This window comes from Sulfitobacter sp. TMED3, assembly GCF_002167505.1.
GTDB classification, from domain to species: Bacteria; Pseudomonadota; Alphaproteobacteria; order Rhodobacterales; family Rhodobacteraceae; genus Sulfitobacter; species Sulfitobacter pontiacus.
In genome coordinates, this window is record NZ_NHBI01000055.1 from 1 (window position 1) to 11,000 (window position 11,000).

10 protein-coding genes and 2 pseudogenes are annotated in these 11,000 nt (G+C 60.4%); 6 read left to right on the forward strand and 6 right to left on the reverse strand.

Going from position 1 to position 11,000, the window contains the following annotated elements:
* Together CBB63_RS13560 and osmF are read right to left on the reverse strand one after the other, a co-directional pair.
* A pseudogene (locus CBB63_RS13560) lies at positions 1-200 on the reverse strand (ABC transporter permease); the annotation flags it as partial.
* Positions 201-211: 11 nt separating this feature from the next.
* Positions 212-1,128 (reverse strand): annotated as a pseudogene (gene osmF / locus CBB63_RS13565) (glycine betaine ABC transporter substrate-binding protein OsmF).
* Between the two features lie 208 nt (positions 1,129-1,336).
* Between osmF and ampC the strand changes: the two are divergent.
* Positions 1,337-2,503 (forward strand): class C beta-lactamase, encoded by a 1,167-nt coding sequence (gene ampC, locus CBB63_RS13570; protein ID WP_286699529.1) that lies wholly within the window; start codon positions 1,337-1,339, stop codon positions 2,501-2,503.
* 33 nt (positions 2,504-2,536) lie between these two features.
* Here the strand turns inward: ampC and CBB63_RS13575 are convergent, their stop codons facing one another.
* Complete coding sequence (locus CBB63_RS13575; RefSeq protein ID WP_286699530.1) at positions 2,537-3,697, reverse strand: amidohydrolase; 1,161 nt, start codon at positions 3,695-3,697, stop codon at positions 2,537-2,539.
* A gap of 124 nt (positions 3,698-3,821) precedes the next feature.
* Positions 3,822-4,796, reverse strand: a complete 975-nt coding sequence (gene ftrA, locus CBB63_RS13580; protein WP_286699531.1) for a transcriptional regulator FtrA — start codon at positions 4,794-4,796, stop codon at positions 3,822-3,824.
* Positions 4,797-4,893: 97 nt separating this feature from the next.
* Between ftrA and CBB63_RS13585 the strand changes: the two genes are divergently transcribed.
* Positions 4,894-5,283, forward strand: coding sequence for a nuclear transport factor 2 family protein (locus tag CBB63_RS13585; protein WP_009826837.1), 390 nt, complete (start codon positions 4,894-4,896; stop codon positions 5,281-5,283).
* Positions 5,284-5,337: 54 nt separating this feature from the next.
* Positions 5,338-5,718, forward strand: a complete 381-nt coding sequence (locus CBB63_RS13590) for a VOC family protein (RefSeq protein WP_286699532.1) — start codon at positions 5,338-5,340, stop codon at positions 5,716-5,718.
* 60 nt (positions 5,719-5,778) lie between these two features.
* Here CBB63_RS13590 and CBB63_RS13595 read toward each other — a convergent pair whose 3' ends face one another.
* Positions 5,779-6,324 (reverse strand): YaeQ family protein, encoded by a 546-nt coding sequence (locus CBB63_RS13595; protein ID WP_009826839.1) that lies wholly within the window; start codon positions 6,322-6,324, stop codon positions 5,779-5,781.
* A gap of 323 nt (positions 6,325-6,647) precedes the next feature.
* Between CBB63_RS13595 and CBB63_RS13600 the strand changes: the two genes are divergently transcribed.
* From CBB63_RS13600 to CBB63_RS13610, 3 genes are all read left to right on the forward strand, one after another.
* Positions 6,648-7,118 carry a (2Fe-2S)-binding protein gene (locus CBB63_RS13600; RefSeq protein WP_286699533.1) on the forward strand — a complete coding sequence of 157 codons (471 nt, stop codon included), beginning with the start codon at positions 6,648-6,650 and terminating at the stop codon, positions 7,116-7,118.
* Entirely contained in the window at positions 7,111-9,423 is a 2,313-nt protein-coding gene (locus CBB63_RS13605; protein WP_286699534.1) for a xanthine dehydrogenase family protein molybdopterin-binding subunit, read from the forward strand. The genes CBB63_RS13600 and CBB63_RS13605 overlap by 8 nt, the downstream gene beginning before the upstream one ends.
* A gap of 586 nt (positions 9,424-10,009) precedes the next feature.
* The gene (locus CBB63_RS13610; RefSeq protein ID WP_286699535.1) at positions 10,010-10,309 is read left to right on the forward strand and encodes a hypothetical protein; all 300 of its coding nucleotides are present in this window, start codon (positions 10,010-10,012) and stop codon (positions 10,307-10,309) included.
* 527 nt (positions 10,310-10,836) lie between these two features.
* Here the strand turns inward: CBB63_RS13610 and CBB63_RS13615 are convergent.
* Positions 10,837-10,956 (reverse strand): helix-turn-helix domain-containing protein, encoded by a 120-nt coding sequence (locus tag CBB63_RS13615; RefSeq protein ID WP_286699536.1) that lies wholly within the window; start codon positions 10,954-10,956, stop codon positions 10,837-10,839.
* Positions 10,957-11,000 lie beyond the last annotated feature (44 nt).

The window sequence follows — 11,000 nt, forward strand, 5'->3', positions numbered from 1 at the left end:
AACGCCAGCCCCGCCACGATCGCTGCCAATCCGGGGATCGTCTGCGATACGGGGACCACCGCCCAGATCGGCACCGCGTCCCCCGCCACGATACGGTTTGCGGCAAGCGTCATAAAGGGGGCCAGCATCGCTGCGGCCCCCAGAACGGCAAACAGAACCCCCGGCGCGGATAGCCGCGCCCGAGGGGTCTGCAAGGACATCGTGCCCCGGATCAGTCCAGCACCCCGGCTTGGGTGAGGTAATCACGGGCCACGGCCTCTGCCGGTTCACCGCCCACCTGAATCCGCCCGTTGAGCTTTTGCAGCGTCGCCATATCCAACCCCTCAAAAATGGGGTTCAGCACCTCGGGGATCGACGGGTATTCGGCCAGTACCTCGGCGCGGACGATGGGGGCGGGCTCGTAGACGGGCTGCACGCCCTTGTCATCCTCCATCACCACCAGACCTGTGGCACCGACACCGCCGTCGGTGCCATAGACCATCGCGGCGTTCACACCCGATGTGCCGCGTGCGGCGGCCTGGATCGTGGCCGCTGTATCGCCGCCGGACAGGATCACCGTCTGGTCCGCGTTCAGTTCAAATCCGTAGGTGTCCTGCATCGCGGGCAGCACCGCGGGGGAGGACACAAACTCGGTCGAGGCCGCGAGCTTGACCGTGCCGCCCTGCGCGACCCATGCGCCGAAATCGGACATGGTGGTCAGGTTGTTGTCTTGCGCCACGGGGCCGGTCACCGCGATGGCCCATGTGTTATTGGCAGGGGCCGAGGTCAGCCATGTGACATCGTTTTGCGCGGCGTCCAGCTCGGCCGCGCGGGCGTGTGCGGCTTCGGCGTCTTTCCACACGTCGCTGTCTGCTTCGTTAAAAAAGAAGGCCGCGTTGCCGGTGTATTCGGGGTAAATGTCGATCTGGCCGGACAGCAGCGCCTCGCGGACAACCTGCGTGCCGCCCAGTTGCAGNCGCGNGTTGCGACNGGCAGGCCCGCGTCCTCNAGCGCAAGGGCGATGACGTTGCCCAACAGCCCGCCTTCTGTGTCGATCTTGGACGAGACAGTGATGTCGGCGGCCGCGGCCGAGGCNAGTGCNNCGGTAAGNGNCGCGGCGGATACGGNGATACGAAGGGAATTTTTCATGAGATGCAGGCTCCTTGGCGTAAAAAGTGACTGGTTTGCACAACTTGGGGATCAAGGTAGCGGGCNAAGCCGGGAAGCCAAGGGAAATTACTGNGAAAGCGGCAAGCGGCGGGGCGCGCANCGNTCCNTCCGCGCATTTTCGCATTTGTGCNTNGANGGCGTGCCGCTTAATGACGTCGGCAACACCCATNAATAGGTCGAAGCAGATATGAAATNCCCCAACCTCGCGCTGGCAGTCGTGCTGTCGGTCCCCTTTGCTCTTCCCGCGTCGCTGTTCGCACAAAGCGCCACGAGCGAGCAGATTGTCGATATCGCAGGTGCCAGCTTTGCGCCGGTGATCGAGCAGTATCGAATCCCCGGATTGGTCGTGGGCATCACCTGGCAGGGGCAGCATAGCTTCTATGCGACGGGTGTGGCGGCGCGCAAAGGCAATNTCGCGGCGACGCCGGATACGATCTTTGAGCTCGGGTCGATCAGCAAGATTTTCACNGCGACGTTGGCCGCATTGGCNGAAGACCGCGGTATGCTTGATCTGAATGCGCCGGTGTCGGACAGCATACCCCAGCTTGAGGGGGCCGCTTTCGGCGCGATAAGGCTGGTTGATCTATCCACCCATGTCACCGGTGGCTTGCCGCTTCAGGTTCCCGGCGAGGTGGGCAATGTGCCCGAGCTGATCCGCTGGCTAGAGNGCTGGCAACCGCCGCAACCGGGGACACGCAGCTATTCCAACGTCAGCATCGGCTTGCTGGGGCATATCACGGCACAGACCATGGGTATGTCCTTTGCCCAAGCGGCTGAGGATGTGCTGTTTCCCGCGATGGGGCTTGGCAGCACCTATGTNGACGTGCCGGATGACGCGATGGATCGCTATGCCTTTGGCTATGACCGCAAGACGGATGCGCCCATTCGCGTTNACCCCGGCGTGTTGGCAGATGAAGCCNATGGGGTGAAATCGACCGCCCGNGATATGCTGCGCCTGCTGGATCTGGAGCTGGGCCGCGGCGGGGCAGATCCCGCGCTGACCGCAGCGCTTGAACGCACACGGCAGGGGCAGGCAGAGACGGCCTATTACACCCAAGACATGATATGGGANCAGTACCCTTGGCCTGTCGATGTCGCCAGGATGGAGGCGGGCAACGGNTATGACTTTATCCTGTCGCCCCAGCCCGCGACCCGCCTGACCCCACCGTTGCCGCCGCAGCGNGANGTGATCCTGAACAAGACCGGCGCGACCAACGGGTTCGGCGGNTATGTCGCGCTGCTACCGGGGCAAGACCTTGGGATCGTTGTGCTTGCCAANCGCAACTACCCGAACGAGGCGCGGGTCCGTGCGACCTATGCGCTGATCACCGATTTGCTGGCGACGCAGGACTAGCGGGCTTGGGCGGCGCGTTCAGAAGGGGGCGGGTTACGCCGTCCCCAGAAGATCTCGGGCGATGCGGTCAAAGATCCCGCTGCCGATGGGGATAAGGTCATCGGGGAAGTCATAGTCGGGGTTGTGCAAGGCCGCGTGATCCTCCCCCGGTCCGAGACACAGCATCGCGGCNTTGGCCCCCCAGCCGAATACGCCGAAATCCTCAGAGGCGCGCATGGGNACGTTTTCCTCGCCAAANGGCACGCCGATCGCCTCCATCGCTTTGGTCGCTACGGCATAGGCGTCTGCGTCGTTGATCGAAGCGGCGAAATGGTCATGCACCTCGAAAGAGACGCCAAGACCGTATTCAGCTGCAATCGTTGATGCGAGATCGCGCGCGGCGGCCTCAAGNCTTTCCAGCCCCGCATCGCCGGCGGTGCGCAGGGTGGCAAACACCTCTGCCGCGCCNGGCGCGANGCCGAAAGTCGGCTCTCCTATAGTGGCGTGGGTGACGGTGACCAGCCGGAAGTCGTCGTTGCGCGGGCCGCCGTCGCCGTGGCCCAGATCATCCAGCGCGGGNATAAGCCGTGCCACCGCGAGCGCGGGCGATACCCCGTCTTGCGGGTCGGCGGCATGGGCCGTTTTCCCGCTGAGCTTGACCTTGAGCCCCATCGACGCGCNGTTGATCAGCCCCACGCGGGTGGAGACAAAGCCGAANGGNCTGCCCGGTTCATTGTGGATCGCAAAGGCCCAATCCGGTTTGATCGCGTCGAATGCGGGGTCGCTGACCACCGCTTTGGCCCCGCTGCCGTCCTCTTCCGCGGGTTGGAACATCAGCACCACGCGCCCCGTGGCAACCGGTTTGCGCGCGATCATGCGCCCCAAAGCCAGCAGCATCGTCATATGACCATCGTGGCCGCACACGTGGCTTTTGCCCACGACCTCGGACAGCCAGTCGATATCGCTGTTGCGTTCTTCTATCGGCAGGGCGTCAAGCTCGGCGCGGAACAGGACCGTCGGGCCAGCCGTGCCGCTGTCGAACACCGCCGCGACGCCGTGCCCCCCAAGACCTGTCAGGATGCGGGTGGGCGACAGGGGCTTTAGCGCGTGAACGATGGTCTTTGCGGTCTCTACCTCTTCACCAGAGACTTCGGGATGGCGGTGCAGCGCGCGGCGAAATTCGGTCAGTTCCACAAGATCACTATTGGTCAACATAAAACGCGACACCTTCTGCTTCGGGGTTTTTTGGTATGCTACGTCAAAGCCCTAACATACGCGACGGGTGCCGAGTAGCCGCGTTTGTGCGGGCGGTGCGGGAAACCGAGCGTAGGGTTCGGGGCTAGGCGGCAGCCCCGAACCTTTCGCGATACCGGATCGGAGGAACGCCCATCAATTTGCGGAAATCGCGGCGAAAACTCTCGGCCGAGCCGAAGCCGCAAACATCTGATATATCGGCCAGCGGGATGGCGCTGTTTTCCAGCAGTTCAGCGGCGCGGGACACCCGTTCAAGCTTGAGCCAGTTGAGAGGGGTGTCGCCTGTCTCTTCGCGGAACCGGCGGGCAAGCGTGCGCCCGCTGGTCGCGGCGGTTTGTGCCATACGCGCCATCGGCCAGTCCTCGTCAAGTGTGGCGCGGATCATATCCTGTAGCGCTGCAAGATCCGACCCCATCCGCGCCTTGGGCTCGGGGCGGGGCACGAACTGACGCTGCCCGCCATCGCGTTGTGCGGGAAGGACAAGCCGTCGGGCAACAGACGCAGCGACCTGCGCGCCGTGATCCTGCCGAATGATATGCAGCCCCAGATCCAGCCCCGCCGCCGATCCGGCCGAGGTGAAAATCCGGTCGTCTTCCACGAATAACACATCAGGGTCCACGGATATGTCAGGGTAGCGCGCGGCCAGCTTATCGGTGTAGCGCCAATGGGTTGTGGCGCTTTTGCCTGTCAGCAGCCCCGCCGCGGCCAAGACAAAGACACCTGAACAGATCGACGCGATCCGCGCGCCTTGGGCATAGGCGTCTTGCAAGGCGGCGCATAGCGCGGGCGGGACAGGGGCATCGGCACCGCGCCAGCCGGGCACGATGATCAGACTGGCTTGCCGCAGCAGATCAAGATCGTCCTGCGCCTCGATCGTGATGCCGCCCGTGGCGCGGATCGGACCGGGTTCGGCCTTAACGGTCGCATAGCGGTACCAATCCGCGAACTCGGGTCGGGGCAGGGCGAAAAGCTCTACCGCGATGCCGAATTCGAAGGTGCACAGCCCGTCATAGGCAAGCGCACAGACCAAGGGGGCGTTTCGGGGCGCAATTTGGGACATTTTGGCAGAATCCGACCGAAGCTTGTCAATATAGCCAGTATCGCGGGTTTCGCAGAAATGACAATCTTGGATCAGCAACACATACCGGAGGTTTGACATGACCCTGCACCCTGACCTGCTGAGCGCGATAGAGACCTATTTTGACGCGATACACGAGTGTGACACCGACAAGCTGAATGCCGTGTTCCACCCGGACTCAAGCCTGTTTGACGGCGACAATGGGACGGTCTTTGTAGAGCCGATCGACAGTTTCAGCCGCGATGTCGGGGCCCGCGTCTCTCCTGCCAGCACCGGGCAACCGCGCGAGGCCGAGGTGTTGATGATCGACATGCTGTCGCCACTGAGTGCAACGGTGAAAATCCGCATCCGCGCCCATGACAATGTCTTCGTCGATCACCTTGGTTTCGTGAAGGGCGCGCAGGGGTGGCAGATTGTATCGAAGATCTGGCATCTTGAGCGGCGCATTGACGCGTCCAATGCGGTCTGAGCGGCGGGGCAATTCGATTTTACGACAACACCAAACATCTGAAAGGGATAGGAAATGACCAAGATGAATGCCGTAGGATGGTTCGATATCTATGTGGACGACCTTGATCGGGCAGTCGGGTTCTACGAAGCCATGCTCGACACCAAGCTGGAGCCGATGCCAGACCCGAGCGGTGAGATGCAGATGATGAGTTTCCCGACCGAGATGACAGCCTATGGCGCGGGGGGCGCGCTGACCAAAGCGCCTTATGCGGGGCCAGGGGGCGGGGGCACGATTGTCTATTTCATGGTCGAGGATTGCGCCACCCAAGAGAAACGCGCGACCAGCGCGGGCGGCAGTGTCGCGCAGCCGAAAACATCAATCGGTGAGTTTGGCTGGATCCTCGTGTGTCAGGATACCGAGGGCAATATGGTCGGCTTCCACTCCATGCAGTAACGGAACAACTATCGCTTAAATGCGCGCTGGCGAGGGGTCACCCCCTAAGCCAGTGGCGCGTCAGCCCGCGTCTTTCCACGTCTGGGGCGTCAGGTAGACGACGCTGTCATCGACGCTGACCATCACGTCACCGTCCTGAATATGCACGCCAAGCTTCATCGCGCGGCTGGCCAGCTTTGCCAGCGCCGCGGTGTCATGCTCTGCCAGATTGACGACCTCGAGCTTGTCGAAACGGGCGGTGCCGCTGCGGACCTTGTCCCACCAGACCTCTGCCGTTTTGCCGCCATAAGGATAGATCACGACCCGCGCGGATTTGTTGCAGGACTGCCGGATGATCTTTTCACTTGGCAGGCCGAGAGCCACCCAAACGTCGATCTCGTCGCTCAGGCTTTTTTGCCAGATATCGGGTTCATCATCGGTCGACAGGCCCTTTGTCATCTCAAGATGCTCATGCGCGTTCAGGGCAAAGGCCAGCAGGCGCACCATCAGACGTTCATCGGTTTCCGACGGGTGTTTGGCCACGGTCAGCTTGTGCGTCTCGTAGTAGTGGCGATCCATGTCCGAGACCGAAAGCTCGACTTTGTAGATCAGAGAATTTTGCGCCATGACGTTGCCGGACCCTTGATGACCGGACTGTCCTGTACAGTCTGGTGATGGGGGGCAGTACCTGCCGGCGACTGGATAAACAAGGCGAGACTGCGCTGTGGAAAATCATGCGTGTGTGAGGGGTGGCGAAATATTCTTTCGCCAAGCGTGCTTTCCGTGTAAGATTGTCAAACGCGTATCGCGCATGGACGTCTGACAATCCCGTGATCATCTTGGTCCAGACCTGTCAAAGGGTGCCATGAAACCTATGTTGACCAGTTCGAAACCACGCTGTTATACGCGCCCTCCGCCCTAGGCAAAAATTACCCAAGGACAACGACTTAATGATTGAATTCGAATTGAACGGACGGCAGGTCTCTGTCGACGCTGAGCCGGATACGCCCCTGCTGTGGGCGATCCGTGACGAGATCGGACTGACCGGCACCAAGTTCGGCTGTGGCATCGGTGCCTGTGGCGCATGTACCGTGCATATCGACGGGACGGCCACACGGTCCCGCATCACCTATCTTTCGGATGTCGAAGGTATGAAGGTCACCACCATCGAAGGGCTGGACGAAAACGGCAACCACCCTGTGCAAGAAGCGTGGCGNAACCTGCGCGTGCCCCAGTGNGGCTATTGCCAGTCGGGNCAGATCATGCAGGCAGCGTCGCTGCTGAAAGANACGCCCAACCCCAGCGATNACGACATCGACGCGGTGATGACCGGCAACCTGTGCCGCTGCATGACCTATACCCGAATCCGTCAAGCCGTGCGCGACGCCGCCACCGCTATGGGAGGCTCCGACAATGGCTAATTTGATTTCCCGCCTCACAGGCGCAGAGACGCAACCCCAGATGACCCGCCGTGGATTCCTTGTCTCTATGACGGCCGTTGGCGTTGCATTCGGCTTCCCGCAGGCATCGAACGCCGCAATGAACCCTGCGGTGCCGGATGGCACGCCGGTCACGCCCAATGGCGACACGTTCGAGCCGTCGATGTGGTACTGGATCGACGCCGACGGTCAGGTCAACGTCAACATCATCCGCGCCGAGATGGGCCAGCACGTCGGCACCGCCATCGCGCGTATTCTGGCGGACGAGCTGGAAGTCGCATGGGAAAACGTACACATCACCCATGTCGATACAGCCGAGAAATGGGGCCTGATGGTCACCGGCGGCAGCTGGTCGATCTGGCAAAGCTGGCCTGTCTACCGTCAAGCAGGGGCCGCTGGCCGGACCGCCTTGATCGAAGCCGCAGCGGCCAAATGGGGCGTTGATGCCTCGGGTCTGACCGCACGCGACGGTGCGGTGACCGATGGCACGCAAACCATCAGCTATGGTGATCTGGTGGCCGAGGGTCTTGACCGCAGCTTCACCGAAGAAGAACTGGCAGCCCTGCCGCTGAAACCTCACGCTGACCTGCGCCTTGTGGGGCAGGACGTGCATCCGCTTGATCTGGATACGAAAACCACCGGTCAGGCGATCTATGGTCTGGATGCCAAAGTTGACGGGATGGTGTACGGCGTGCCGATGCTGCCCCCGACGCGCTATGGCTCCAAGGTGAATGCCGTGGACGATAGCGCTGCCAAGGACATCAAAGGCTACCTTGAAACCGTGGTGATCGAAGACCCGTCGGGCACTGTGCCGGGCTGGGTTGTGGTGCTGGGCAAAACGCTGCACGCCGCGCGCACGGCGACCTACGAGATCAGCGTCGACTGGACCTCGGGCGAGACGGCGAATGTCTCGGAAGAGGATATTCAGGCGCGCTCGCGCGAGCTGATCCAGGGCGAGGAAGGGTCGATCCTGCACACGGAGCAGCCCGACACGACCGCTGCCTTTGATGCCGCCGCCGACATGCTCGAAGCCGAATACACCACGCAATCCGTGCTGCACTTCCAGATGGAGCCGGTGAACGCCACGGTTTTCCAGAACGCCGATGGTGTTTGGGAAACCCACGCGGGCAACCAGTGGCAATCGCTGATCCTGCCCACGCTGGCCACCGCTTTGGAAGTGCCCGCCGATAAGATCGTGATGCGCAGCTATATGCTGGGTGGGGGCTTTGGCCGCCGCCTGAATGGCGACTATATCGTGCCCGCAGCGCTTGCCTCGAAAGCTGTCGGCAAGCCGGTCAAGCTGGTGTTCTCGCGCGAGGAAGACGCGCAGTTCGACAGCATCCGGTCGCCGTCCGTGCAAAAACTGCGCATGGCGTTCGATGATGCCAAATCGGTCACGGGTATGGAACACCACGCCGCCGCCGGTTGGCCGACGCAGGTGATGGCACCGGGTTTCATGCCTAAAGGTGTCAACGAAGAACCCTATGACCCCTTTGCCATCGATGGTGCCGATCACTGGTACACGGTGGGTGCGCATCAGGTGCGGGCGATCTCGAACGATTTGGCAAATGCGACCTTCCGTCCCGGCTGGCTGCGGTCTGTCGGACCGGGCTGGACCAACTTTGCCGTGGAAAGCTTCATGGATGAAGCGGCGCATAAAGTCGGTGCCGATCCGCTGCAGTTCCGTCTGGACCACCTGAAAGCCGAAGGCATCAACGCGGGCTCTGCGCCCAATGCGGTTGGTGGGGCATCGCGTCAGGCCGCTGTTTTGCAGCGCGTGGCAGAGATGTCGGGCTATGGCAGTGCAGAGCTGCCCGAGGGCACCGCAATCGGTATTGCCACCACCTATGGCCAGTCGCGCAGCATGCCGACCTGGACAGCGGCGGCGGTCAAGCTGGCGGTTGATCCTGAAACGGGCGAGGTCGATGTCCAGAAGATGTGGCTGGCGTTTGACTGCGGCACCGTGGTGGACCCCGACGGGGCGCGCGCGCAATGCGAAGGTGCGGCGCTTTGGGGGCTGTCGATGGCGCTGCATGAAGGTACCCGGATCGAGAATGGCAACGTTATCGACCTGAACCTCGGGGCCTATACGCCGCTGCGTCTGGCCGATGTGCCCGAGCTTGAAATCGACTTTGTCGAAAGCACCGAAGTTCCCGTTGGTCTGGGCGAGCCCGGCACCACCGTGATCGCACCCGCGATCGCGAATGCGATCTTCAACGCGACTGGCGCGCGCGTGCGTCATCTGCCGATCACCGGCGATGCTGTGCTTGCCGCGATGAAGTCCTAAAAACTGATCGGGCGGGCGCAGTCATCGCGCCCGCCCGTTCCGACAAACCAAGTGCCCGCGGCTGAACCCCATCCGTCCGGCACCGTTGCCCATATTTCCCGAAATTTGTTCCTTTTCCCACCGCGCCGCGCCCCTGCGCATCGCGCCGTTCTGCGCAACGTGTTGCGTGGGGTAGGTATCCTATCAGCTAAAACTCAAAGGATGTGCCACGCAGGCCCCCAGAACGCGAAAAGCGCCCCCGAAGGAGCGCTTTTTCGTTTACCGCCAACCACCTAAGGGGGAGTTGGCTCCGACGGTAGGGCTATAGGACTGTAAGGCCGCAAGTGAAATCAATACGTTAGTTGGAGTTGGGGAGTTTTTGTGTACCGAATTCATCTTAAGTTGTGTACCGTATTGGGTAGGCGTTCCAAGGTACAGGAACATTAGAAACCGACACGCTGAAACCTTGGCATGACCTAACAGCATCACCTGCAAAGTCTTTGGCTGGTGGTAGGCTGGGGCAAACTCGTGAATGTGCAGAAATCCGCTTGCAGTACCGACTTGGTCAGTGCAAGGTGCCAGTGCAACCATAGAGAGAGAATTCGGCATGAGAACTTTAGTAATGGCCTTCGGAGCAACATTTGCGCTCACAGCTTGCACCGAAACGGCGTCAGAGCCGATTGTCACCTCTTTCAACGAGTCAACTGTCGGAATTCAAATTCAGCAGAGTGCTTTGGCAGTTATGACACCTGAAGCCGAAGCTAAGTCTCTTGCTTTGGCTGATGCTAAAGCATCTGAAATTTGTAGTCGCGGTCCAAAACGCCGTGCAGAGCGTGCAAGTTCGCGACAGGTGCCTGCTGGTGAATACACAATAGCTACTGAATATCTTTATCTTTGCCTTAATTAAGTGTTGGCAGAATGATTTTGCGAGTTTTCTCCACAATTTTTATAGTATTTCATGCAACATTGGCATCAGCTGAGCGTCTCGACCTTCCTGAAGCCACCAGTCAAAGAATTCTATCTTTGGGTAAGGTGCTAGCCAGCTGGTCCGTCGCGGATCAAATCGGGGTAAACTTTGCAAGACTATTCTACGTACACTCTGGAGGATCAATATACCTCTGCAGGGTTGAAGAAAGAAATAGCAATATAATTACTAACTGTTTTGCTAGAAGCGCCTCTAAATCAGAATAGTCTTGCATGAGCTTTCGAGGCAGCTGCTAAACTGAAACAAAGCCCTGAGATTTCCTTTTTTCTTTTTCTAGGGTAAAGGCAGGGTAACGTGGCGGATTGGTACCTCAGCCTAGTGTTTGTGCTTTTTCTAAAAATTTTCCTAGGGTTAAGAGGCCGTAACCAGCCCAGGGAAATTTATAGGCTGACGTTCTCGGGGGGGCCCCATTTGCCTCCCTCGGGCCCTCCAAGCGATACCTGCCAATTCTATGCGGTTTCAGTGTTAAGTATCCGGTGAACTGACATTCTGCTAATGCGCATCTCTTCGGCTATCTTGTAGGTGCTGTGACCCTCAGACTTCATCTGGTGAACCTTGTCACGGTCGATACGCTTCTTGGTGCCCTTATAGACCCCCTTGGCCTTGGCCTTAG